Here is a 26,139-nt window from a genome sequence, read left to right as displayed (position 1 = left end):
ATTGAGAAGGGAGCAATTTTATGTGGTCTTGGTTTATTTTATTTTTACTCTTGTTTATTTCTTTATTTTACTTTTCAAATCTAATTATAAAAATCATTATCGGATTTATATTATTTATTTTTGCTATTGCAATCATTTGCCTCATAATTGATAATCATAACGATCCTAATAAAAACTAACTACTATCCTGATTTAATATTGTAAACTTAAAAAAGCTGGAACAACGGTTCTCAGCTTCTTTTGTTTCTGTAGTTATAATTACAAGACACAGTGGTTAGTTGATAAATCAACTTTTACAGTCTTTTGGGTGTCAAGTTTCACTTGACTTTATTTCCAACCTCGAAAGATTCCCAAATCTTTCGAGCTGCGCAGAGGTGGGACGATGAAATCAAGTTTCTGCAAAACTACTGATTTCTATCCTACTCTTTTTTTACTTTTATCTGTGATTTTTTAACTTTAAAATGTCTATTATCCGTATTCACCTTTTATATTATAGATTATTCATCTTCGGTGATAGCTGAGTCCAAATCTTTCTCATCTGATACAACAACTTGATCAGTTGTCTCTGCTGTAACTACTGATTCTTGTTGAGTTGATGTTGCTTGCGCTTCAACTGCTTGTTCCTGTACTGGTTCTTGCGGTTGAGTAAATTGTTGTGGTTGAACAGGTTGCTGAGGCTGCGCTTGCTGTGTCGTAAATTGTCCTTGATAAACAGTAGATGTTTGCACTTCTTTAGTCGGCATACAAAGTAAAACAATCAAAGCAATAGAACACGGTAATGTAGCTAAAGCCGCCAAGATATTTAAAAGCGGGACCCACATCAAAAGCGCAGGAGCTACATATAAAAATATGAATGCCCAATGATAGCCAGCATCACGTAAACGACGCACGATAATTGCTAAATTCGGAACTAAAGTTGCTACCCAGAAAATACTCAATAAAATAACGATAATAAATGTAGATCCTAAGCTAGCTATAAAGACGCTTGGATCAAATTCACTAAATTCTTCCTGATAGTACGCTGCTTGTTGCACAACGCTAAAAATTGCAGTTAAAATCGAACCCAAAGCTATAAGACCAAATGGAAGTGTAATCAAAACATTGCACAAAACAGACCACCAATAATCAGATCTAGTTGATTTTCCTTCAAAATCAGCATAATGAGTCCAAAACTTTTTATAAGCTGTAAACATAATCAATCTCCTATATTTTTATTTTTTAATATCATATCACACTCCTCCTAATAAATCAACGGAATCTCCATTTTAGAACTCTGGCTATTGAACTGTTTCTAATTGCCATTTTGTCCATCCTGAAAATTTGATAGCGCCTTGTTCATCCGTTCGATAAATCTTTGCATTGAAGCGATTCAATCGCTCTATCGTCTCTTGATTCGGAGATTTGGATCGGTTGTTTTTCCCAACAGAAATGAGCGCAACCGCTGGTTCTATTTGCTGTAAAAACTTTGAATGTGATGAATTTTTGGCTCCATGATGCCCGACTTTCAAGACATCTGTTTTCAACTTTGGATAATGTTGCATCAGCTTTGCTTCGTCCTCTTCTTTCAAATCGCTCGCAAATAAAAATCTTGTACGGAAAAACTGACCATACATAACAAGCGAATGGTCGTTCTTGCTGGCACCCGAAAGAACTTGCAAATGATAATCAAAAATAGGAAGTTTGTCACCTTGTTTTACGACATGAATGAATGTGTTTGTCTCCCTTAATTTCTTTAGGAAATCTGCATTGCTCAAGCTACTTCTGGAAATATAAATTTTCTTTATAGCAAATTTTTTAGCAACTTCTAATACATCTCCTGCATAATCTGGATTAGGATTTGTTAAGACTAAAGTATCAATCGTATCTATGCCACGACTTTTTAGGTAAGGAATCAAAGTTTTCTCTGTATTTGAGCTAGTTGCTCGTTTTTGCCAAGCTTCTTTTGTTCTAATTTCCTCACGTCCACCAACATCAATCAATACATTTCGTCCTTTCCAATCTCTCAGAAAAATACTATCTCCCTGCCCAACATCAACCATTGTGATCTCATTTTGCAAAAGAAATTTATTTACGAAAAAGAGTAATGAAAGAAGCAGACTAAGAAATATTACCCATTTTTTATTTTTTCTAGCATCATACAAAATAGCCAGTACAAGCAGCATAATAATCAGCAAAAGCGGACTGGGCTGTCCAAAAACGATTGGTCTGCCAAAGACACTTGCTATCCAACGAATGCTATTTTCTAACCCTTCAAAGAAAAAATTGACTTGAGTCAGCTTTATCAAAGGCGAAAAAAGAAAAATCAACGTCAAGCCTGGCAGCATCATTGTATCGAAAATCAGTGAAAAAACAAATGTCAACAAAATAGACCAAGGTTGAAATTCACCAAAGTAAAAGATTAGAATCGGTAAAACACCAAGTGAAATGACACTGCTCTCTACAACAACCTTTCGCCAAGAAGTTAAACTTTCAAAATCTATCACACTAATGACAAAAGCATAGGCACAAGAGAGAACTCCTCCTGCCGTTAAAAGAAAGGATGGCATAATCAAGGACAATATCATCATCGTTAAAGCAAAATTATCTAACTTAGTGATACCATATTGCGATAATAATTTCTGAACTAAGCTCCGTACAACGGATACTGAAAATCCAGTCATTCCCGCATAAAAGAAAGAAAATGGATATTGGCATTTATGAACCATTTCCTGCGTAAGACCCAGCCTTAACAGCAACTTACGAAAACCCTCCATAAAAAAGCCAACTTGCATACCAGACAGCGCAAATAAATGAATAATTCCCAAGCTAGAGTAAAGATTGTTCATTTCATCGAAGTCTGTATCCAAGGCACCAAATAAGAGTCCTGTCATGTAATTACTCATCGGATTTGGAAAATGCTTCTTGATAAATACCAGTGCCTTTCTTCGCCCACTAGAGAGCCACTCTAGTGGGTGCAAGCTGATTCGATCTTGGCTAGATAAAATGGTACCCACTTTTAAAATTCGATAAATTCCTTGCGTTTTTAAATAAGATTGGTAATCAAAACCAGCAAAATTACGCTTCTTCTCAGAGATTTCAAATTCTCCCTCAACTGTCAATGTAACCAAACTAGAGAGATTTTGAAAAGCCAACTGTTCTTCCTTTGATTTCAATTTGTAGTAAACTTGATAAGTCTGCCCATTTGTTTTACCACGGAAAGAAAGCGAATCTCCATTTACTTTAATCGTATCAGGTAGAACTGCTACTTGTCTTACGGGAGAAGGTTCTGCTTTTGTTTGCCGCTCTGCCATTTCCCTACGAATAAAGAAAAAAACAGCAAAACAAGTGAGAATCATGAAGGTCATGAAACATTCTTTCGGTGAATAAAAGCGAAAAAGACGAATCACCAGAAAGATAAAACCAAGCCAAGCTAACAAGCTACTTTGATAGATTGCAAAATATAACCAGACAAGCAAAAAAGCAATGTAAATCGGCTTAATCGGAGATTTTTTAATCCACTGTGACATATTCTTTCAATTTTTCTAGTGTTTTGGCACCAACTCCTGATACATTTTTCAGGTCATCAACTGAATTAAATTTCCCGTTTGCCTCACGATATTCTAAAATATCTTGCGCACGTTTTTGACCAATGCCAGAAATGGTCTGCAACTCAGATAAATCAGCTGTGTTTAGATTGACTTTCTTTCCTTTTTGCGATGTGACTTCACTAGTTCCTGACGTTGAAGATTGTCCTGTCCCGCTTGCAACACCTGTTGCATTTTCGCTCATAGTTGCTACATATACAACAGCTTCATCCGTTAGCTTTTGCGCCAAATTGGCGGATTTGCTGTCAGCGTCTGTCGTTAAACCACCTGCTTTTTGAATCGCATCATTGATACGGCTAGTCTTTTTCAGTTGATAAATACCTGGATTTTTAACAGCCCCCTTGATATCTACGGTTAAAAATTCTGATTCTTCACTTGAACTCGTTTGAGGCTCTGCTTTTTCTTTCTGTGAGTTTTTCTTCGTTCCAGTTGAAATTTCTTCTGATTCTGCCTCCGAACTCGTAACTGTTTCCTGTGCGAGCTCTGCTACATTTGATTGTCTACTAGATTGACCATTCATCATAAAAAATCCTGCTATTATCAAACCAATCAAACTTAAACCAATCAAAATTTTATACTCTTTCATCTTTTCAATGATTGTCTCTAACATTTTTCCTCCTAAGTTGAATGAAAATTTGCTTTATCTATTTATTCGTAAAACAAATAAAAAAGCTGAAAAAATTTTTCAGCTTTTGCAATGTTAAAAAGGATTTTTGATAAAAATTAAGTGATAAAATATTTCAAACTACTAAAAAATCGGAAACAACTTCCGATTTTTACATCTTGTATATTATCTCACGTTATAAGCCTTCATTGTCCGCGCAATGTCTCGATTTTGCTCACGGCGTTTAATGGATTCACGCTTATCATAGTCGTGTTTCCCTTTAGCCAATCCTAAAAGTAACTTGGCATAACCGTCCTTGAGATAAACTTTGAGAGGAACCAAAGTCATTCCAGTTCCTTTCGTTTCCTGCTCTAATTTCTGGATTTGCTTTTTATGCAATAGCAATTTTCTCCTACGTTCAGGATCTTGATTCCAAATATTCCCTTCTTCATAAGGAGCGATATGGACATTACTGAGCCAGACTTCTCCGTTTTTGACTTGAGCAAAGCCATCTTTCAGGTTAATTCGTGCAGCTCGCACACTTTTGATTTCAGTTCCAGTCAGAACCATGCCCGTTTCAATCGTATCAACAATCGTATAGTCGTGACGCGCTTTCTTATTTTGAGCGACGACCTTTCCCTCTCCCTTTGCCATTCTTGCTTCCTTTCTTAGCCACTTCTTTATAAAACGGTTTCTTACTCTTATTTTTCTTTGATTTCTTATCCTTAGAAATCTTTCCTTTCGGAGATTTGCCCTTTCGTTCTCGGTCACCTCGACGAGACTGTTGACATCCGTCTTGGCTGGACTTGGACTGTTTTCTCTTTTCAACTACATCATATTCACTAGGTAGGTATTCAAAGTCAATCTCACCAGTCGCTTTGTCCGCTCGAATCAGCTTAATGCGAATCTGTTGACCGACTCGAAAAACAACACCTGACTTTTCGCCCTGCAAAGTTAGATTGCGTTCATTGTAGTGGAAAAATTCTGGCAAATTGGTTACATGAATCAAACCTTCAACTGTGTTTGGAAGTTCGACAAAAAGACCGAATTTAACAACGCTTGACACGATACCATCAAATTCTTCTCCCACAAACTCTTCCATAAACTCAGCTTTTTTCATAGCTTCTACTTCTCGCTCTGCTTCAATAGCTCGCCGCTCCCGACTGGATGACTGACTGGCAATGTCTGGAATGACTTGCTCAAAATGCTCAGCTATTTTCTTAGAACGCCCGTAATCGCGCACCATACGGTGAACCAAAAGGTCTGGGTAACGGCGAATTGGACTAGTGAAGTGAGTATAAAACTCGGCTGCCAAACCATAATGACTGTGGTTGTGTTCTGAGTAACGAGCCTGCTGCATGGAGCGCAGAAGCATCATAGACAGCACTTCTTCATAAGGCTGACCGTGGACTGCTTTCATAATATCCTGAAGGGCAGATTGGCTCATAGAATTAGCCGTTCCGTAAACTCGAACACCAAAAGTAGAAGCATAGTCAATAAACTTCTGTACTTTTTCAGCCTTAGGTTCTTCGTGAATCCGATAGATAAAGGGCAGGTTTAATTTAGCAAAATGCTCTGCCACTGTTTCATTGGCGACCAGCATAAAGGACTCAATCATACGCTCTGCAAGTCCACGCTGACGTAAAATAATATCTACTGGACGTCCAGTCTTATTGACTAAGATTTTAGCTTCTTTCGTATCAAAATTAAGGGCTCCACGCTTAAACCGCATCGTTTCTAAAATAGTATGAAGCTCTGCCATTGCTTCAACGCTTGGAACAATGGCTTTAAAAGCCGCTCGCTTATCTTCGTCTCCTGCAATCATGTCATTCACATCGCTATAGGTCATACGAAAAGTGGTTTTAATGATTGTTTGAGTAATAGTATGCTTGACAACTTGACCTTTTTGGTCAATCTCCATAATAGCCGATTGCGTCAGCCGGTCTACATTAGGATTGAGGGAACAAATACCATTGGACAAACGCTCAGGTAGCATCGGTACTACACGGTCGGTCACATAAACCGATGTCGCTCGGTTGAGGGCTTCCTTGTCCAACTCAGATCCTTCTTTGACATAGTAAGAAACATCTGCGATGTGAACTCCCAGTTCAAAATGGTCGTTTTTTAACTTCTTGATATGAACTGCATCGTCCAAATCTTTCGCATCCGCCCCGTCAATGGTAAAGGTAATTTCATTACGTAGATCTAAACGTCCTTCAAAATCCTTTGCAGACAGCGCCTCTGGAATCGCTGATGCTTCCTTCAAAACTCTTTCTGGAAACTCAGACACAATGTCCATGGACTCCAAAATTTCCAAAACATCAATCCCCGGATCATCCTTATGTCCAACCACATCTAAAACAGTAGCTACAAAAAAGTCATGCTTTTTAGTTGGATATTTATCAATCTCTACTTTTAAAATCTCTGTTCCATCCAAAACCAAAGCAGGCTTCTTAATATAAATAGGTTGACTGATTTTCTGATTTTTTGACCGAATATAACCAGCATACTTGGGCTTTTCTTCGTCTAAGATGAGCTGACCTACTGCTATTTTCAAGCTGTGTGCCAAAACATCAATAACCTTCGCTTCAGCAGATGTTCCCTTGCTGCGATCTGCAACCTTAGTGATTGCAACTTCTACCGTATCACCATCAATCGCATAGTTGACATCATTGCGACCAATAAAAAGATCATCCTCTTCTTCATTTAAGGTTACAAAGCCAAAGCCATTTTTATGGGCGTGAAAGATTCCTTTCAAGGTAAGTATTTGCTTTTCTTTGCGAAGCTGAATTTTCCCTGTATCGCTAAAGGTCAGCTGACGTTTTCGCTCCATTTCAGAAATCGTTTTGACTAGGTTTCTAAAGTCTTTCGCCTTTTCTTTCCCTAATCCCTGCGCCAGCTCATCTATACTGGCTTCTTTTTTTTCTCTTAAATAGCTTAAAATTTCTTCTTTCATTCTTTCCTTTTTTCTTATGTTTTCTAAACTTTAAGTCGTCTTTGCTCATCTACTACAGAAAAAATAGGCAAAGACAAAGTCAGAGCCCATTTTATTTACTAGATAAGATTGTCAGCATTAGTACAATCAACAACCAAAAGAAAACCATCACTCCTGTCAAACGCTGCATGACTGCTTCAAAGCCTCTTGCTTTTGGTCGTTCAAACAAATCTCCTGCACTTGCGTCAAATACATTACTTGATTGATTTTTTGTAGGTTGCATAAAAATTGCGATTAAAATAAATACTGATAAAATTAATAAAATGGTTAATAATAAATTATACATATCAAACTCCTTAAAATCCTATCTATTTTACCATAAAATTTATTTTGATTCAAGATGTAAGGTCACTTTTCTTTCTTTAGGGCAATACTTTAACACTTCAATTTTTTCTGGATGTGTTTTCATATTTTTGCTTGTTAAATAATTCTGACTGCCGCAACTTGAACACTTTAAATTAATCTTTACTCGCACTGACTTCCTTCACTCCTAAATATTTTCTAAAACTAAACAATAAAAAGAAAAAGTTTAATAAAGCTAAACCTGCTGTGCCATAGAAAACCCAATGATAGCCAAAATGAACAGAAATAGCTGACCCCATTAACGGCCCAATAACACCACCGATATAAAAGAAAGTTTGATTGTAACTGAAAATCTGTGAAATGCCTTCTTTTGGAGTGATTTTATTGAGGAGAGAGCTAACTCCAGGCAGAAGAGCTCCAGTGCCCAGTCCAAATAGAAAGCGGTAAATTCCCAATTCAAGTGGTGTTCCAGCCCTCGCACAGAAAATATAAATAGCAAAACTATACAAAAGAGCCAACAAGAGCAAACGATGATTTCCTATTTTATCTCCTAATTTTCCCAGCCAACTAGATGAAAATATGCTTGAAATACCCATTGCTGAAACGATTGCACCAGATACCAATAACAAATTTTCTTTTTGTCCTAAAGAACGGATATAAAGTGTCAAAATAGGGGAAATGGACTGTCCAATCATCTGAATCACCATACTAGTAATAAACAAGCCAAAAAGGATTGATTTTTGAGGGATTCGTTGAAATAGTTGCTTGGTCGAAACTTCTTTTTCCTTAGAAACGGGATGAAAGTCTTCTTTTATCCCAAAAATGGTCCACAAAGTAACAAGAAACAAGAAGAGTCCAACCAAAAGGAAAACATTTCTCATTCCCAAACTTTGAGCTATCATTCCTCCTAAGAGCGGTCCCATCAGAGTCCCCGCTACTACACCTGTTGACAATGTTCCCAAAGCATACCCAGAGTGTTTTTTAGGCGCTTGACTAGCAATCAAAGCCGTGCTATTGGGTACATAACCAGCAAACACACCATTTAACAGTCTCAATACAATGAGCCAAAATACATTCGGCACAAAAGCCAAACCTCCCATCGTAAAGGTCATTGCAAAAGCGGCTCGAATCATCATGGGCTTGCGACCGTACCTGTCAGCTAAGCTTCCCCAAACAAGCGATAAAAGTGCGGCTGTCAAAGCTGTACTCGAAACCGCCAAGCCTGAATAAAATTCAACCATAGAGCCGCTGGCGCCTAATTCTTCCACGTACAAAGACATAAAGGGAACAACTAGTGACAGGCTGGCACCTATAAAAAAGTTCCCCAGCCAAGCAATCCATAAATTCCGTTTCCAATTCACTTGATTCTTAATAAAATCATCTTCTTTCTTTGTCTAAAAGCGCCTGCACCTGCTGTAAAGTAGCTGAAAGTGCACCATTATTGTCAATCACAATCTCAGCTCTTTGTCTTTTTTCTGCCAAAGAAAGCTGAGCTGCTATGCGTTGTTGAGCCTCTTCTTGGCTAAGATTGTTTCGAGCCATCAAACGTTCTAGCTGAGTGTCTTTGCTCACATCTACTAGCCAAACTTTGTCAAACCAATCTTCATAGTTCTGCTCAAATAAGAGTGGAATATCCATAAAGAAAAGCTCCTCAGTTGCTGCTAATTGCTTACGTTTTAAAGCTAACTCTTCTCGAATAATATCATTTTGTAAGCGACTGGACTTCTCTAGCAATTCGGGACGACTAAAGAGAAGAGCTCCAAGCTTTTTTCGATCCAATTGACCGTCTGCCAATAAAATTTCTGCTCCAAATTCTGACAATAGAGCTTGATAAAGTCGACCTCCTGGTTTCTGCAATTCATGAACCACTTGATCCGCATCAATCACTTGATAGCCTTGAGAGCGCAGGAAGTCTGTCACGACTGATTTCCCAGAGGCAATACCACCTGTAATTCCGATTATTTTTGCCATATCCTACCTCATTTTTTGACAATGTGGGCAAAGATGAGTTCCGCGACCAGCTAGTTTGATTTTTTCAATTTCATGACCGCATCTAGTACAAGGTTGACCTGTTTTTCCATAGACTTGCAGGAAATCTTGCATGGTGCCGTCTTCTCCCAAAGCATTGCGGTAAGTGCGAATGGTTGAACCGCCTTTTTCAATACCTAGCTGTAAGACTGCAATAATCTGCTTGCGTAATTCCTCTGCTTCTTCAGCGGTCAGGCTTTGGGCTGCTCTTGCTGGATGAATCTGCGCCCGCCATAGAACTTCGTCCACATAGATATTACCAAGACCCGCGACTAAGGTTTGATCCAGCAGGTAAGGTTTAATCAATTTCTTAGATTTTTTCAGAGCAGCTTTAAATAGTGGTAAATGAAAATCTGATTCGGTCGGTTCTGGTCCCAGCTTTCGCTCAGTAAAATAGGATGCTAATCGCTCTTTTCTCAACAATTCCATCGTGCCAAATTTCCGAACATCCTGATAAACGAGGCTGCTGCCATCTGTAAAACGAAAAATTACATGAGAATGCTTCGTCAACTGAACCTCTTCAGGATAGAAAAGATACTTTCCTTCCATGCGCAAATGCGAAATCAGCACCCAGTTCGTCAAATAAAAAATCAGATACTTTCCCCGACGCCCAACAGTATCAATGCTTTGTCCCGGTAAATCTAAGACAAAAGGATCTACCCCCGTTCCAATCATCTTGGCATAACGGACATCTACCTTTTCAATCTCTTTTCCTTTAACCAGCCGCTCCAAACCACGGCGTACTGTTTCTACTTCTGGTAATTCGGGCACGAAATCTTTATCCTTTCTTATCCAAATGTAACATGTAATGAACAGTTCGACTTATTTCTTCAAATCCCGCACTCTTGTGAAAAGCTTGACTGACTACATTGTCTATATCACAATCTGAAGCTAGCTGAGACACTCCTTTTTCTGTCGCCCACGACTGTGCAAAATCAAGAAGCTGATAAGCGATGCCATTTCTTTGAAAAGCAGGTGCTACCGCTATGCCTTCAATATATGCGACAGGAAGTTGTTTTGCTCCTTCCACATATTCCGAACGCATAGATAAGCTGAGCCAAGCAATGGCTTCTCCCTCTAAGTAGTATAAAAATTCATTAGGAAATTTCCCTTCAGAAAATGCTGCTAGTAATTTCTTTTTCTCTGTCTTCCAAGCTAAATGAGCAAAGTAAGCCCAGTCAGCTAGATGAGATTTTTCGACCGCTCGAATTTCCCCTACCATTACCTTTTTCAATCCTCTCTTCCTAGCAGGCGGCAAGCATAGATTGCCTGACCTGAATGCATAGCAGCATCGTCAACGATCGATACTAAACGATTCCCACGCTTAACAGCTGGAGTCCAATTCTCATCAACAACATCGTCCAGACTGGTTTCATTCACCTCTGATAAATAAGCAATTGTTGCCGCAACCGCATCAGACAGATAACCTTTTAGAAACTCAATATCTGTCACCACAACTTTATGCGCTTCTTGAGGAGTATGGTGCCAATCTTCTGTATCATCTGGCAAATCCAAGGCAAACTTTTTCTTCCAGCCTTTAGAGAACCAGACTGGCTCGGTCTTAGCTAAATCAGCAATCTGAAAATCTAGCTCCCGCGCCGTATGCCAAGTCAACCAAGCCACAGACTTAATGGACGGAACTGTATCTGCAACCGGAAAATCATTCGCTTCTTCCACAGATAAATTAGCCAGCACCGACAAAAAACGCTCCTCGGCTCGTTCCACATTTTCCACTAAAAGATTTACAAATTCCATTGCCCTACCTCCTTAAAAATAAACTAATCACTGATTATGTCAATCTCAACTCAATGTCCCATCGCAAAGTTGTCATCAAAATACTCAGCTAACATCAGGCGATGCTTACTACTCACAGATTCTAATTTCTCAATTTCTTCCTTAGAAAAGAAACGCAAGCGTAGAGTTTCTTCATTGTGAAAATCTGCAATATTTACTGGTGAAACAGCCGCCAGCTCATAGATGAAGACAACCGTCTGCACCGCATCACCATTCGGATAAACTTCCTCGAAATTACTGTAAACATTGAGAAAACGAGTAGCTTCTACCTCAATACCAGTTTCTTCAAAAAACTCACGCTTAGCAGTATCAAGAGTGGATTCACCAAGTTCCATTGCTCCGCCTGGAATAGCCCATGTTTTCTTATCACCGCGTAGTTGCAACAGCACGCGTCCCTCGTCATCTGCTAAAATACCGCCAGCAAAGGTCAGAATAATCTTATCATGCCCAACCTTTGAGCGAATGTAGGAAATATAGTCCATATTTAGAAACCTTTCAATTTATCTGGAAATGCTCCGTCTTGAAAAAAGTAACGTAATAATTGTATGTGTGTAGCAACATCACTAAATAACCATGCATGACCTTTATCAGGATACTAGGCACAATCACTCATTCTGTTTTTTCTTGCCAATTCTTTATGAGATTCATGAATTGACTCTGATTCTTTACCGCCCGAAACAAAGAAAACAGGATTGTCGAAATTTGCAGTGATTCTCAGAAGATTTGCCTGAGACATCGCTCGGCGAAATGACTTAACAGAAGCCCTTTGCAAATCCATTATGAAATGACGATAGCTATCTTCAGGTACACCATCTTTCTGCATCATTTTTGCCATAAGGTTGGCCATTAGCTTAGTGTTTTTAAATAGCGACATGATGTAAACACCGGCAATGACTTTACCATACCCTTTAATCGGTTCATGACTAGCACCGTCAACAATCGCTCTATCAAATAAATCAGCATGTTTTTCCAACAATTTAAGAACGAGACTGCCTCCCAACGATAGACCAACAAGGTGCGGCTTGCCGTGAGCCCTGTTTTTGATAATATCAGCAATCATTTCTGTAACATCATTAAAATTTGTCCACTCAATGTCGCGGCTAGAACCATGTCCAGGCAAATCAACAGCTATACAGTGAAAATCATTTTTTAACTCAGCGGTATGATGTGTCCACATCCGACTGCTAGAACCAGAAGCATGCAAAAAGACAATACTCTTATCATTTTGCTGTCCTTTTTCTTCGATAAATAATGACCTCATCTTCCTCAGCCTCTAATACTCCTTCTCATTATACCCAAAATCTGCCAAGTCTAGCTTCTTATCACGCCAATTTTTCTTGACCTTGACCCAAGTTTCAAGATAAACTTTGTCACCCAGCATGATTTCAATGTCGCGGCGTGCCAAAGAGCCAATTTTCTTGAGCATGGAGCCACTCTTGCCGATAATGATTCCTTTTTGGCTATCACGTTCGACCATGATCGTTGCACGAATATGCACTTTATCAGTCTCTTTATCACGCTTCATGCTGTCAATGACAACAGCTACTGAATGCGGGATTTCTTCACGAGTTAAGTGCAGCACTTTCTCGCGAATCATTTCAGATACCAAGAAACGTTCTGGATGATCAGTGATTTGATCTTCTGGAAAATACTGGAAACCCTCTTCCAGATTTTCTTTCAGGATTTCCATCAAACGGTTGATATTATTTCCTTGAAGAGCAGAAATCGGCACAATCTCCTTGAAATCCATTTGGTTACGGAAATCATCAATTTGCTCCAACAACTGATCTGGGTGTACTTTATCAATTTTATTGATGACCAGAATAACAGGGATTTTAGCCGCTTTTAAACGCTCCATAATCATATCATCACCCTTGCCGCGTTTTTCATCAGCTGGCACCATAAAAAGCACCGTTTCCACTTCACGCAAGGTACTGTAAGCTGACTCTACCATAAAATCGCCCAAGGCAGTCTTAGGCTTATGAATCCCCGGCGTATCGATAAAGACAATTTGCTCCGTGTCTGTCGTGTAAATTCCCATAATCTTGTTACGAGTCGTCTGAGCCTTATCACTCATAATAGCAATCTTTTGTCCCATCACATAATTCAGAAAAGTTGACTTCCCAACATTGGGACGTCCTAAAATGGCTACAAAACCAGATTTAAAAGTCATTGTTTCACCTCTATTTCAATAAATAGCAGAAAATCGGCAGTCTCCCCCGATTTTCAAATCTTTAAAAAATCAAATTCCAAATTTTAGGAATGAAAATAATCAATCCTGCCACAACTGCAAATCCAGAAACCACTAAAACTGCACCAGCTGCCATATCTTTGGCATTTTTAGCCCGCATGGAGAAGTGATAATCACTAGCTAAATCCACCACATTTTCAATAGCTGAATTCATAATCTCAAAAGCGATGACTAGAAAAATGCTCAAAAAAAGGAAAAGCCATTCTATCGCAGATACCTGAAAAAGAAGACCTGCAAGCACAACCGCAACTGCCGAAACAGCATGATTGCGCATATTGCGCTCTTCTTTGATTGCCGTAAAAATCCCTGTCAGAGCAAATTCTAAACTCGAAATCACATCTCGATTTTTCCATTTGCGTTTATTTGTATTATTGTCTTGTAAGTCCATAAGCAGTCAAAATTTCTTCCTGTAAACCAAACATTTCCGCCTCTTCTTCCGGCGTATAGTGATCGTATCCATTGATATGCAAAAAACCATGTACGGCAAGAAAACCCATTTCCCGCTCAAAACTATGACCATACTCTTCTGCTTGTTCACGCGCCTTATCTATGGAAATAAAGAGTTCTCCGATATAAGCATCAAAGTCCTCTAACATTTCCGCCAGCTCAGGATTTTCTAATAAATCCTCCTCGTCAATGGCAATGTCCAGCTCAGGCTTGTACTCCAAACTGATAACATCTGTCGGGCGGTCCGTATCTCGATATTCCAAATTCAGCTCATGGCTACGCTCGTTGGTAACAAATGTCACTGCCATTTCTTTTTCTTCTTTACCAATCTTCTTAGCAGCAAATTCCAGTATATCATGTGTTTGCTTAATGATTTCTTCCGAAACTTGTCCTGTCTCATCGATCATTTCTATATACATATTACACCCACTTTATTAGTATCACTTCATTATACCATATTTCAGATAGGGATGTCTGATTTATAAATCATTTACTACTTCGTTCTGCTCTTTACTTCACATTTTTTCTTTCAAAACTTATACTTGTTGCTGGAGGCGGCTCATTTGCGCATAGATGCCATTTTGTTTTACCAATGTATCATGTTGCCCTCGCTCTACAATCTTTCCTTCAGAAATAACCAAAATTTGGTCTGCATCTTGAATAGTGGATAAACGGTGAGCAATGATAAAAGTCGTTCTCCCCTCCTTTACCACAGCCAATGCTTTTTGAATCATTTCTTCGGTTTCTGTATCAATATGAGAAGTTGCTTCGTCCAATATTAAAATTTGGGGATTAGCGTAGAGAGTTCGAGCAAATGAAATCAGTTGCCGTTCACCACTCGAAAATGCTGCCCCTTTATCCTTTACAGGTTCATCAATTCCTTTTTTACAACGAGCCAGCAAGTCCCCTGAACCGACCTTTTCTAAAGCTTCCAGAACTTTTTCACGATTGATGCCTGAATGACTCATAGCTACATTGCTTGCTAGCGTTCCCGTGAATAGATAAGGATCTTGCAAGACAATCCCCATGTGACTACGAAGACTTTCCCGAGAATATTGTTGGATGTCTTGTTGATCAATATATATTTTCCCTTTTTGAGGATCGTAGAAACGATAAAGTAGGTTCATGATAGAAGATTTTCCAGAGCCAGTATGTCCCACCAAAGCAATCGTCTCTCCTTGCTTTGCCTTAAAGCTAATATCATGCAGAATAATCTTGCCTTTCTCATACGCAAAGCTCACATGTTCAAATGCAACTTGTCCTTTAACAACTGCTAACTGCGCTTTCACATCTTCTTCCTGAGGTTGATCTAACAATTCTAAAACTCGTTTTCCTGTTTCCAATGATCGTTGTACATTCGGGAAAAGCCGAACCAGAAAACTCATCATCTCAAATAAATCAATAATATAATTGAGATAGATAAATAATACACCAGCGGTAATGATGCTGCGACCGCCTAAAAATTGCTGACCAACTATCGTCAAAATGACAGCAAGTACTGCATTTTTCAAAAATTCCGTTAATGGCCAAGACGAAAGAGCGCTTACCCATACAATTTGTTTATCAGCTTGGCTCATTTTTCGAGCAGTTGCATCAAATTCTGAAAGAACTGTTTTTTCCTGATGGTATAACTGTATCAGACTAGCTCCATGCATCAATTCATTCACTTGATTATTGATGTCACTGCGTGAATCATAAAAGTCTTTCATTGGCTTGTCCGTTAGTTTTTTATAAAATACTTGTATCCCATAAAAAGCAGGAAGCAACAGCAAAAGTACCGAGGCAGCAAGCGGACTAAGATAAAACAAGAGAGCATAGGTAAAAACAATCCGAAGAACTTGAATCAAAACACTAACCAAACTGGCATAAAATTGTCTTCGTAAGGTTTCCGTATCATTTACAATTCTAGTCGCAATCTTCCCTGCTGGCTTATCATCAAAGTAAGAAATCGGCAAATTTTGCATAACCTGATAAGCTTCATTTCTCAGGTGTTCGGCTACTTTGTTGCCACAATGCGCTAAAAGTCGGTCGCCTAAGTAAGTCAAGACACTCCCCGAAACTACAGCAATTAGGTATAATCCAGCTAATTGCAAAAGCTGAATCTGACTATCTTTTCCGCTTCCAATCTGTGTAAGCGGTCCATCTATCATATTTCTCAAAAAGAGAGGAGACAGTTGGCTAGTCACCGTTGCTAAGACAGCAATTCCAACCGCAAGAAAAAATGCAATTCGAACAACTTTTAGTTCTTTTAATAAACGGCTAATGATACTCATTCGCTCCCTCCTTTCTGATGTTGCTGCCGTTGATATTGTTCGGCGTACCAACCTCCTTTACTAAGCAACTGGTTCGGAGTCTCTTCTTCTACAATTTGTCCGTCTTCTAAGACAAGAACCCAGTCTGCCTGCTGGACAGCTGACAAACGGTGCGTCACAATGATTGTTGTCTGATTTGCTCGTACCTTCTGGATATTTTGGATAATTCGGCGTTCTGTCTGAGCGTCAACTGCCGACAAAGAATCATCCAAGATGAGGACTTCTGGCTGTCTAATAAAAGCGCGTGCCAAAGAAATTCTTTGTTTTTGACCGCCAGATATTGACACTCCCCTCTCACCAATAAGAGTTTCCAGTCCGTCTGGCATTCGTTTTAAATCTTCTGAAAATGCCGCTGTTTCAATAGCCTTCTCAATATCACTTAATGTCGCATTTCTCTTGCCAAAGGCAATATTGTCTTTGACGGATTTTGAAAATAAAATATGCTCCTGAGGGACATAGCCAATCATTGCTTCAATCGACTGGCGTGAATAGTGACCGATAGACTTTCCATTTATCTGAAATACACCTTGTCCAACAGGATATTGCTGAAGAAGCTGACGAACTAGGGTTGTTTTACCAGAGCCTGTTTTTCCAACAATACCATACGTTTTTCCTGCTTCGATTTGCCAAGTTATGTTACGCAAACTGGGTCTCTCTGCTTGTGGGTAAGTAAAATAATAATCCTGAAAACGAATAGAGATAAGATGTTGCAGCTCCTCTTGTCCACTCATTTCCATATCATCTGTCGTTTCAATCAATTCTGTTACCTTTTTAAAAGACGTCTTCCCTGTTTGATAGACCAAGATAAAATCCGACAACATCCAAAAAGGTTCAATCAAGCTAATCATATACAATTGAAGAGCAATCACTTGTCCAATTGTCAATTGTCCCGTTTTTATAAAAGCAGCGCCAATAAGAAGCACAATAATCGTTGATAAAGCGATAAAGACAGAGGAGAGCGGTGCGTAAAGATACTGAATGCCAGCAATTTGATCGCCAACCTTAGATAAAGCTTTCGTGCGCAATTGGAACTGTTCTTTCTGAGTTGTTTTCTTGCTATAAGCACGCGCAACCCGGACTCCCTCTATCGTTTCCAGTACCTCATCATTCAAAGATGCCACTGCTTCACGATTATTTTCGATTAGTTTATCTTGTTTTTTTCCAAGAAAATAAATCCATATCATCAATATCATAAGCGGAAGCATAGCCAGTAAGCTAATTTCCCATGAGATAAAAAACATGGTCGGAATAACAAAGGCAATCATGCCTCCAGCATATAAGAGAATGACAATCCCATAACCAGCCATCTCCATCATTCCCTCAACATCTGTGGAAAAACGCGTTAGAATATCGCCAGAACGAAATTTTTCGTAGAAAGGTGTTCTCATAGCTACCAATTTTTCAAAAGCTCTTCTTTGCATGAGAAATTTATAGTCAATAGATGACTGAAATATCTTTAAATGCCAATAATAAGCTGACAGATAGTTACAAATTGTCACCAGAGCTAACAAACCAACATCTCTAATTAAATTCTGCTGTGTCAAAGTATGATGCGACAGATGATCTACTAAACGCTGAATTACCTGTGTTGGAATCAGCATGGTAAAATCATACAATAGTAAAACCAGAGCAATGGATAAATATAACCATTTATGCTCTTTTATATATCCAAATAAACTTTTAATCATCCTAATCCTTCCCTAAACACACAAAAAAGCCCAAGACAGAATAGACCTGTCCTGAGCTTACTTGTTTTTATTTATTTTTTTCATCAAAAATAAACTACAATGGTTTGCTAGAAAGGAGTTCTGTCATACGATATACTTGAGTACTGTTTTGTTTTACATTGTTCATATTACCGTTCTCCTTTCTTTTTATATTTCCCTTAAGCAGTATGAAATATCGAATGGGATGAGCGACCTTACGGTCGCTATTTACTTCTTTTAATTTTGTAAATCTCTATTTAAATCATTTATTAATGCTTTGAGTGTTAATAAAGTACCTATCACAAACTCACTATTCGTTTCTTGAGCTTTTATTTTCAAATCTACTAAAATCTTTTCTGCTCTAGAAAGAAGTTCTTTTTTTACTTCGTTTCTACTAACTCTATTTTTAGAAGAAAGTACCAAACCAACTATTCCCCCAACTGCAGCTAACGCAGCTGGAATAACTAATACCGTTCCTAACCCGGCTAACATTCCTCCGCCAACTACAGCTCCTATATTTGCTAATCCACTAGTAACTACTGCTGCGCCAGCTGTTCCTTCAGCAGCCATCAAACTAATAAGACCAAATCCACTCAAAACTCCTAAACTTCCTCCAGCAGTAGTACCTAGAGCACCACCAATTTTATCAGCATTCGATTTACTATATTTAATTCCATTCTTAATGAGTTCACGAATATTTTCATCTTCAATTTCAGTTATCCTAGTCAATTTACCTTGAGCAATTTTTTCGGAAACAGTAATAATTGATCCCGCAGCTAGAAGAGTTTCTTTAGAATTAAAAATTTCTTTTGACATTATTATTCTGATACCATAGAATCTGGAACAAATCCCCTAGACTCCATTCCTTCTTATTTACTTTTAATCAATTGATATTTTAACATTAAAAGAAATGCTTCTCAAGAATATTTACAAAAAATCCTCCCAAAACTGAGAGGATTTCTGCCTAAAATTAAGATTAACAATTCTCTGCAATAGCAGTTTCGGCTGCGATACGTCCAAAAGCGAAAATATCAGTAAGGGAATTGCCACCTAAACGGTTTCCAGCATGCAGTCCGCCAGCTACTTCTCCAGCTGCATAGAGGCCTTGGATAACTTGTCCTTGTTTATTGATAACATGCGTTTCCGTATCAATCTTAAGACCGCCCATAGTGTGGTGAACGGCTGGTTTTCGAGGAGTGGCATAAAACGGTGCCTTTTCAACCTTGAGGTCAAAAGCTCCCTTTTCAAATTCAGGATCATAGCCCGCATCAACATAAGCATTATAATCTGTGATCGTCTTGACAAAGACTTGTGGATCCATTTGTAGCTGTTGAGCCAATTCTTCTAAACTATCTGCTCGGTAGAGTGTTCCATTCGCTACCTGCGCATCAATCTTTTCTTGACTGGTATTATAAGCTGTTTCTTTGATATTTTCATCTGCAATCAGATAGAAAAGACCACCATTGTCAATCGCTGCTTGAGCCAATTTATCTCGACTACCATACTCATCTACAAAACGTTTTCCTTGAGTATTGACCATGATAAAGTTAGCTGGAGGTACCTGTAAACCGGAGAACAAAGCGCCTGTAATCGGGTCAGAGACCGGCATCATTTGAGAGAAGCCCATACCGACTAAGTCTGCACCGACACTTTGACCTAGTAGAATACCGTCGCCTGTAATAGCTGGTGAATTGGATGTCTTAATATCGTCATCAATGTGCGTCCAGTATTGGTTGTATTGTTGCAACATCTTGGTGTTGGCACCAAAACCACCAGAAGCCAGAACAACTGCACTTGCATGAACTGTAATGGCTTGGCCATTGCGTCCCGTTCCTTTAACACCTTTGACAGCTCCATTTTCTATAATCAATTCCTTAACAGGAGTATCTGTCAAAATCAGACCGCCATTTTTCTCAACAAAATCTTTCAAAACAGAGATAAAAGCAATTCCCAAAGGCATTGTCGGTTTATGACCGCGCCGCCACAGTGCACCGACTGGCATGGTCACTTCGTCCTCAAATTCTACACCGATGTCTTCCAGCCAACGAACAGATTCTAAAGAGCGCTCCGTCAGAATCTTAATCAAGTCATAATCCCCATGGATTTCATTTCCTTTCAGGTCTTTTCGTTTCCCTCCAATATAAGTTTGCAGGCGGTACAGCAAAGTAGAGTCAAAAAGATAAGTTGGATCTTTCAGATAATTTTCTAATTCCAGTTTGAGAGCTCGAAAATCTTCCAAAAATTCTGGGTCAATTGTTGATTCATCTAAATCATGTAGTTCCTGCAAGGTGTGAGCTTCACCAGGATTAGCTGCAAATCCATGTTGCCATTCTGGGTCAGGAGCATTCATCGGACCACCAGCACGAACTGTATTTCCTCCAACAGCAGGGAATTTTTCTACTACGATAACTTTTTTACCTTTTTGAATGGCACGAGCTGCCGCTGCAAATCCAGCACCTCCAGCACCTACTACTACGATATCTGTCGTGTACTCTTTATCTTCTGTATCCAAAGCAGACGGTGCTTTAGGACGCTTACGAAGGACATCTGGATTGCCACCAGCTTGTCGGACAGCCCTAGCTACTCCGTCCAAGACACCATTTGAAGTCACAGAAGCTCCAGAAATAGCATCCACATTCAAGGTCTGACCTTCGATAATTTCACTTGGAATCCTTGTAAAGACAACATCCGCAATTCCAGCTGATTCGCTTGATGAATCAATATCAATTTTCTCAATTTTTTCTTCAGACAAGGTCACTTCCATAGGTAATTTACCATTATGACCTTCAGTTACGACATGGTAAGTTCCTGGTTCAAAGTGCACTTCTTCTGGTTCATTTAGCTGATTGGCTACGTTTGCAAAACGTACAAAGCGATAGAAACAAGATTCTAGAAAATCAACTGTTGCTTGGCTTTTTATATTTCCGTCATTGTCAAAAGCATGGTGAACTCGTCCTAATAAAAACTCATTTCCTGGCATAACGGTAGCATTGACACCTGGTGCATCCAAAATCTGACGCAAATGCAGCTGTGCCCGCGAAGACCCTTGCACATCATAAGAAGCTCCCACAATCATGACTGGTTTGCCATCCAGCGGGTGAATATTGAAAGACAGCCATTCTAACAAACTATTGAGAGAAGAGGGAATCGTATGATTATGTTCTGGTGTTGCAATAATGACACCGTCTGCTGCTGTTATTTTTTCATTAAATGCCTGAATAACTGGTGAATCTGTCTGGTCATCCGTTTCGTTAAACATCGGTACATCTCGGATTTCCATGATTTCAATATCAGCCTTTTTGGCAAAATGTTGTTGCATAAACTGCAATAATTGGCGGTTATAAGACTTTTCGGCATTGGTTCCAACAATCGCAATAAATTTCATCATTTGACCTCCTTATCCTCAAGTTCCCAAGAAAAATTCCGCTTGCGTTCTGTATTAGACTGACTAACCAGCTGATTGGTAATGGTCACAAATTCCTGAAATTCAGCAAAATTTTCTTCCAATTCTTTTACTTTTTCTTCATAAACTAGATTGCCTTCTGCATCAAAAGCCTGCTCAGAATGACCGAGCAAAAATTCGATTCCTGGCATGATGCGAGCCTTTAATTCTGGTGCATTTAAAATTTGCCGCAAATGAGCCTACGCTCTAGAAGAACCAAGCGATCCTAACGAAGCACCGACAATCATCGTTGGCTTATTGATAAGTGCTCGACTGGTATAAGCTATCCACTCCAAGGCACTAGACAATGGCGCTGGGATAGTGTGATCGTATTCCGGTGTGGAAATAATCACTCCATCTGCTTGCATAATCTTATCAGAAAAAGCAGCAACAGGGGTCGGAGCTTGTTTATCTGCTGGTTCATTAAAAGCCGGCAGATCCTTGATTTCCAACAATTCAATCTCCGCTTGGTCGGTAAAATGCTTTATCATAAACTGTAATAATTTACGGTTGGTCGAACGATCTGAATTCGTTTCTAAGATAGCAACTAATTTCATTTGTGAATCCTTTCTCAATGTAGTTAATTTTACTATACAAGATTAGGTTAGAAATTGCAAGCGTTGACATGATTTACTTTAAAATAATATTTCAGCAAAGAAAACGTTGACATTTCTTGATGATTCTGTTAGAATGTGAAAATAATAACAATGTTAATTTCTACTTTTATAAAGTAGATGAAAGGAGAGAGCTTATGAAAGAAAATCTTAACCGCTGGCAAGTTCTAGCTGCTTCAACTGCTATCTTACTCTGTACAGGAGCCGTTTATGCTTTTAGTGTCTTTGCCAATCCACTTAGTCAACAGACTGGCTGGTCTATGCCAGATATTATGTTGGCCTTTGCTATCAACTCTGCTATTGGTCCGATTCCGATGATCTTAGGAGGCTATCTGACAGATAAAGGCTACGTCCGCTGGACCATTTCGCTAGGAGCCATTTTATTCGCCTTAGGATTCATGCTGACAGGCTTCGCAACTAGTCCTTTCATGCTTTACATCTCCTATGGACTTCTCGCTGGGCTCGGTCAAGGATTTGCTTATTCGGGCTGTCTATCCAATACTCTTCGCCTTTTTCCAGACAAGCGCGGTTTGGCAGCTGGCATTATCACAGGTGGCGTGGGACTTGCAGCCGTCTTTGTTTCCCCAGTTGCTAATAGCTTGATTCAAAGCCATGATGCTCAATTCGCTTTTCGAGCAATCGGTCTTGTCTATCTTGTGATTGTCTGCATTGCTAGTCTCTTTATCAGAAAAGCTCCAACAGGCTATAAACCTGAGGGATGGAATCCACCTGCTCAATCTGCTACTGGTAAAACGGCTAATAAAAATTGGATAGATATGCTGAAAACACCTATTTTCTATGTCATTACTCTTATGTTTTTTGTCGGAGCATTCTCTGGTCTGATGATTGCTTCACAAGCTGCTGGCATTGGGAAAAATATGTTTGGGCTTAGCGCCACCACCGCTGCCCTGTATGTATCCCTCTATTCCCTCTCAAATTCTAGCGGACGCTTCATTTGGAGAGCTGTTTCTGATAAAATCGGACGTAGCAAAACCCTCTCTATCATCTTTACAGTAGTTGCTCTATCACTACTTGTATTGACTGCTATTCCGGGACAAATCGGATTTTCAATCGGTATTATTGGGCTAGGAATCTGTTTTGGAGGTGTTATGGGTGTCTTCCCATCGCTGGTTATGGAAAACTACGGACCAGTCAATCAAGGAACGAATTATGGCATTGTCTTCACTGGTTATTCGCTCGCTGCTTTCTTTGCTCCCCGCCTAGCGGCACAAATCGGTGCGGCTAATAAAGGCAACTTCTCTCAAGCCTTCTATATTGCCATTGCACTTGCTATTTTAGGCCTTGCCCTTAATTTAGTTTACAGTAAAATGCAAAAAAATAAACTCGGATAAATGCAAAAAACGAGCCTGGAACATTTTTGTTCCAGACTCATTTAACTTTCTAGAATAAAACTCAATACGCAGTAGTTGAGTGGTCTCTAATGCGCTGATACTTCAGCTTTTACAGACCTACTCAACCTTGCGGGGGTGGGATGACAAAATCGATTTCTTACGAAATACCGATTTTTATCCCACTCCCTTTTCCTGTTCTTCATGCTAATTGCCGGGATCGAACCGGCGACCTCATCCTTACCATGGATGCGCTCTGCCAACTGAGCTAAATCAGCAGTACCTATCTACTATATCATGCAGATAGATTCTTGTCAATAGATTTGAAAAATGTTTTCATCAAAAGAGAAAGAACTCTTTGCTAGAATGTTCCAAAAAGAACCTATTCATCATTAAAATTTCCTATAAATGTCACATTCATATCAGTATTTTTTAAAATAATCTTCCTTTGTCAAACGATAATAAGCTCTCTGAGAAATTCGACCTTCTTTATGTAAATCCAAGGCAGCATACGGATCTATGTGAGAAAAGTTCATACCAGCCTTTTCCATAACTCGTCCTGACGCTGGATTTTCCACATCATGGAGAGCCACCAACATATTCATATCCAAACGTTCAAAAGCTAGTCGAATTATTTCTTTCAATGCTTCCGTTGCCAAGCCCTGATTCCAGTAATTCTTATGAACGATATAGCCGATAGCTCCCTTTTTGAGGACTGAATCCAGCTTGTGTAGGCCAATGCTGCCAATCAGTTTACCACTTTCCTTTAGCTCAATTCCCCAATTTCCAAGCGGCCGACCCATAAACAAACGAGCAATAATATTTTTAGTTTCTTCCAAATCTTTATTAGGTAAAAAAGTATAGCGAGTATTTTCTTCATCAGAAGAATATTCAAACATATCCTCAGCGTCATCTAAGGTCACAGGTCGTAGGAGCAGGCGCTCTGTTTCCAAAGTTCGATTTTCAGCTAGCTTTAGATAAATACTTTCCATTTTGCACGAACCTCCTATGTTGCCTCATAGCATAACATAAATACTCACTGAAATCAATGTTTTCTAATTTTGTCTTGATTTTCGAAACGTTTTCATATACAATAAAAACATCTCAAAAAAGGAGTAAATATATGTTAATTGGTATTCCAAAAGAAATCAAAAACAATGAGAATCGCGTTGCTTTAACACCAGCTGGCGTTCACAGTCTCGTCCAAAAAGGTCATCAGGTTTTAGTTGAAACCAAAGCTGGACTTGGTTCTGGATTTACAGACGCCGACTACAAAGCACAGGGAGCGACAGTTGTTGCAACTGCAGCGGAAGCTTGGGCGGCTAATCTAGTTGTCAAAGTAAAAGAACCCTTAGCTGCTGAATACGGCTTCTTACGTGATGACCTCTTGCTTTTCACTTATCTGCACATGGCTGCTGCACCTGAATTAGCCAATGCCATGATTGTGGGCAAGACAACAGGGATTGCTTACGAAACCGTTCGTGACCAAGAAGGAAAACTTCCTCTACTCGTTCCTATGAGTGAGGTCGCAGGGAGAATGGCTGTACAGATCGGGGCTCACTTTTTAACCAAACAAGAAGGTGGTTCTGGCGTGCTATTAGGCGGTGTTCCTGGTGTTCCCAAAGGAAAAGTCACTATCATTGGAGGTGGCGTTGTTGGGACACACGCAGCTCGCATCGCTTTAGGACTAGGAGCGCAGGTCACTATTCTTGATATCAGCGCTAAACGCCTGTCCGAACTCGAAGACCTTTTTGGCCACCAAATCCAGACCCTTATGTCTAATTCTTTCAATATTGCCGAAAGTGTTAAAGACGCTGATGTAGTGATTGGGGCCGTGCTAATCCCAGGAGCCAAAGCACCTAAACTCGTTACGGATGATGTGGTCAGCCAAATGCGTCCAGGTTCTGTCATTGTTGACGTAGCAGTTGACCAAGGTGGGGTCGTTGAAACTGCTGATCGTGTAACTACTCACGATGAACCTGTTTATGAAAAACATGGTGTGCTTCATTATGCCGTTGCTAACATCCCAGGTGCTGTTGCCCGTACATCAACTCTTGCCCTGACAAATGTAACACTTCCTTACATTGAAGCTTTGGCTGACAAAGGTTTTGAGCAAGCTATTGCAGATGATTTGGGGCTACAACAAGGAGTGACTACTTATAAAGGTTATCTCACTAGCCAACCCGTTGCAGAAGGACTTAATCGTGAGTATACCGATATCAATGATTTAGTATAAATTTTGAAAAAAAGGTGGCTTCACCAAGTCCTACCCACCACCTCAAAGTAATGCTTTGTATAATCGCCTACCATTGCTTTTATTATAAGAACAATTCGAGTCTGAGAAAAATAGTGTCTCAGACTCTTTTTACATATAAATTTAGTTTGTATGATAAAGAAACTCTTGGTGTTAATCCCCATCTAAAATGGAATAGGTAAAAAAGTAACTGTTAAAAGGTATGATTCCTGATATTCCCTAGGAGTCATACCTTTTAATCTTTCTTATGGTCTATCATTATTATACCAGTCTAACTTTTGATTTGGGTGAGAAGTTCCTATCTGTCTAACGGTGGATGTAACCACAAGGACTCACTTTTGAAGTGTGAAAGGAATTTTTCACACAAAGCATTATCATAACAATCCCCCTTACCTTCCCATACAACTCCTTGAACTCCATTTCCTTCTCCTTCCTTGTTCTTACCTCTTTAGAATA

Annotated in this window: 23 protein-coding genes, 1 tRNA gene and 2 pseudogenes; 2 read left to right on the top strand and 24 right to left on the bottom strand. The window is 39.4% G+C overall.

Annotated features, from left to right (window positions below; genetic code table 11):
* Positions 1–497: 497 nt before the first annotated feature.
* From FQ204_RS07195 to FQ204_RS07090, 22 genes and pseudogenes are all read right to left on the bottom strand, one after another.
* The gene (locus FQ204_RS07195) at positions 498–1,193 is read right to left on the bottom strand and encodes a DUF805 domain-containing protein (protein WP_144210264.1); all 696 of its coding nucleotides are present in this window, start codon (positions 1,191–1,193) and stop codon (positions 498–500) included.
* Between the two features lie 84 nt (positions 1,194–1,277).
* Complete coding sequence (locus tag FQ204_RS07190) at positions 1,278–3,506, bottom strand: DNA internalization-related competence protein ComEC/Rec2 (RefSeq protein ID WP_144210262.1); 2,229 nt, start codon at positions 3,504–3,506, stop codon at positions 1,278–1,280.
* A complete protein-coding gene (locus tag FQ204_RS07185; protein ID WP_144210260.1) occupies positions 3,490–4,194 on the bottom strand; it encodes a helix-hairpin-helix domain-containing protein in 705 nt (234 codons plus the stop codon). Before FQ204_RS07185 ends, FQ204_RS07190 begins: the two co-directional genes overlap by 17 nt.
* Before the next feature lie 180 nt (positions 4,195–4,374).
* Entirely contained in the window at positions 4,375–4,842 is a 468-nt protein-coding gene (gene smpB, locus FQ204_RS07180; RefSeq protein WP_003029860.1) for an SsrA-binding protein SmpB, read from the bottom strand.
* The gene (gene rnr / locus FQ204_RS07175; protein WP_144210258.1) at positions 4,805–7,144 is read right to left on the bottom strand and encodes a ribonuclease R; all 2,340 of its coding nucleotides are present in this window, start codon (positions 7,142–7,144) and stop codon (positions 4,805–4,807) included. The genes smpB and rnr overlap by 38 nt, the downstream gene beginning before the upstream one ends.
* Before the next feature lie 91 nt (positions 7,145–7,235).
* Complete coding sequence (gene secG, locus FQ204_RS07170) at positions 7,236–7,469, bottom strand: preprotein translocase subunit SecG (protein WP_144210256.1); 234 nt, start codon at positions 7,467–7,469, stop codon at positions 7,236–7,238.
* Positions 7,470–7,508: 39 nt separating this feature from the next.
* Positions 7,509–7,658 carry a 50S ribosomal protein L33 gene (gene rpmG / locus FQ204_RS07165; RefSeq protein ID WP_080979224.1) on the bottom strand — a complete coding sequence of 50 codons (150 nt, stop codon included), beginning with the start codon at positions 7,656–7,658 and terminating at the stop codon, positions 7,509–7,511.
* Entirely contained in the window at positions 7,642–8,847 is a 1,206-nt protein-coding gene (locus FQ204_RS07160; RefSeq protein WP_186286789.1) for a multidrug efflux MFS transporter, read from the bottom strand. Before FQ204_RS07160 ends, rpmG begins: the two co-directional genes overlap by 17 nt.
* Before the next feature lie 16 nt (positions 8,848–8,863).
* Positions 8,864–9,457, bottom strand: a complete 594-nt coding sequence (gene coaE, locus FQ204_RS07155; RefSeq protein ID WP_144210254.1) for a dephospho-CoA kinase — start codon at positions 9,455–9,457, stop codon at positions 8,864–8,866.
* Between the two features lie 3 nt (positions 9,458–9,460).
* Complete coding sequence (gene mutM, locus FQ204_RS07150) at positions 9,461–10,285, bottom strand: DNA-formamidopyrimidine glycosylase (RefSeq protein WP_144210252.1); 825 nt, start codon at positions 10,283–10,285, stop codon at positions 9,461–9,463.
* 7 nt (positions 10,286–10,292) lie between these two features.
* Positions 10,293–10,736, bottom strand: a complete 444-nt coding sequence (locus tag FQ204_RS07145; RefSeq protein ID WP_144210290.1) for a GNAT family N-acetyltransferase — start codon at positions 10,734–10,736, stop codon at positions 10,293–10,295.
* An 8-nt stretch (positions 10,737–10,744) separates the two neighbouring features.
* Entirely contained in the window at positions 10,745–11,269 is a 525-nt protein-coding gene (locus tag FQ204_RS07140) for a DinB family protein (RefSeq protein ID WP_144210250.1), read from the bottom strand.
* 50 nt (positions 11,270–11,319) lie between these two features.
* On the bottom strand, positions 11,320–11,790 hold the full coding sequence (locus FQ204_RS07135) for an NUDIX hydrolase (RefSeq protein WP_144210248.1): 471 nt from the start codon (positions 11,788–11,790) through the stop codon (positions 11,320–11,322).
* Positions 11,791–11,792: 2 nt separating this feature from the next.
* Positions 11,793–12,569, bottom strand: a pseudogene (locus FQ204_RS07130) (alpha/beta fold hydrolase).
* A 12-nt stretch (positions 12,570–12,581) separates the two neighbouring features.
* Positions 12,582–13,481, bottom strand: coding sequence for a GTPase Era (gene era / locus FQ204_RS07125; RefSeq protein WP_144210246.1), 900 nt, complete (start codon positions 13,479–13,481; stop codon positions 12,582–12,584).
* A 61-nt stretch (positions 13,482–13,542) separates the two neighbouring features.
* On the bottom strand, positions 13,543–13,947 hold the full coding sequence (locus FQ204_RS07120) for a diacylglycerol kinase family protein (protein WP_144210244.1): 405 nt from the start codon (positions 13,945–13,947) through the stop codon (positions 13,543–13,545).
* On the bottom strand, positions 13,928–14,425 hold the full coding sequence (gene ybeY / locus FQ204_RS07115; protein ID WP_144210242.1) for an rRNA maturation RNase YbeY: 498 nt from the start codon (positions 14,423–14,425) through the stop codon (positions 13,928–13,930). Before ybeY ends, FQ204_RS07120 begins: the two co-directional genes overlap by 20 nt.
* 117 nt (positions 14,426–14,542) lie before the next feature.
* Positions 14,543–16,279 (bottom strand): ABC transporter ATP-binding protein, encoded by a 1,737-nt coding sequence (locus FQ204_RS07110; RefSeq protein ID WP_144210240.1) that lies wholly within the window; start codon positions 16,277–16,279, stop codon positions 14,543–14,545.
* A complete protein-coding gene (locus FQ204_RS07105; RefSeq protein ID WP_144210238.1) occupies positions 16,276–18,006 on the bottom strand; it encodes an ABC transporter ATP-binding protein in 1,731 nt (576 codons plus the stop codon). Before FQ204_RS07105 ends, FQ204_RS07110 begins: the two co-directional genes overlap by 4 nt.
* Positions 18,007–18,261: 255 nt before the next feature.
* On the bottom strand, positions 18,262–18,840 hold the full coding sequence (locus FQ204_RS07100) for a hypothetical protein (protein ID WP_144210237.1): 579 nt from the start codon (positions 18,838–18,840) through the stop codon (positions 18,262–18,264).
* Positions 18,841–19,000: 160 nt separating this feature from the next.
* Positions 19,001–21,409: a flavocytochrome c gene (locus FQ204_RS07095; RefSeq protein WP_144210288.1), complete on the bottom strand. Its 2,409-nt coding sequence runs from the start codon at positions 21,407–21,409 to the stop codon at positions 19,001–19,003.
* Positions 21,409–22,023 (bottom strand): annotated as a pseudogene (locus FQ204_RS07090) (NADPH-dependent FMN reductase). The gene FQ204_RS07095 and the pseudogene FQ204_RS07090 overlap by 1 nt, the downstream one beginning before the upstream one ends.
* Positions 22,024–22,217: 194 nt before the next feature.
* On the opposite strand from FQ204_RS07090, the gene FQ204_RS07085 reads away from it, so the two are divergent.
* On the top strand, positions 22,218–23,432 hold the full coding sequence (locus FQ204_RS07085; protein WP_144210235.1) for an OFA family MFS transporter: 1,215 nt from the start codon (positions 22,218–22,220) through the stop codon (positions 23,430–23,432).
* Between the two features lie 202 nt (positions 23,433–23,634).
* Here the strand turns inward: FQ204_RS07085 and FQ204_RS07080 are convergent.
* Positions 23,635–23,707: transfer RNA gene (locus FQ204_RS07080), tRNA-Thr, on the bottom strand.
* A 144-nt stretch (positions 23,708–23,851) separates the two neighbouring features.
* Complete coding sequence (locus tag FQ204_RS07075; RefSeq protein WP_144210233.1) at positions 23,852–24,421, bottom strand: GNAT family N-acetyltransferase; 570 nt, start codon at positions 24,419–24,421, stop codon at positions 23,852–23,854.
* A 131-nt stretch (positions 24,422–24,552) separates the two neighbouring features.
* Between FQ204_RS07075 and ald the strand changes: the two genes are divergently transcribed.
* Complete coding sequence (ald, locus tag FQ204_RS07070) at positions 24,553–25,665, top strand: alanine dehydrogenase (RefSeq protein ID WP_144210231.1); 1,113 nt, start codon at positions 24,553–24,555, stop codon at positions 25,663–25,665.
* Positions 25,666–26,139 lie beyond the last annotated feature (474 nt).

It is taken from the genome of Streptococcus constellatus, assembly GCF_902167705.1.
Classification (GTDB): Bacteria; Bacillota; Bacilli; order Lactobacillales; family Streptococcaceae; genus Streptococcus; species Streptococcus constellatus_A.
The sequence above is the reverse complement of the archived record's forward strand: the minus strand, read 5'-3'. Positions and strand labels throughout refer to the sequence as shown.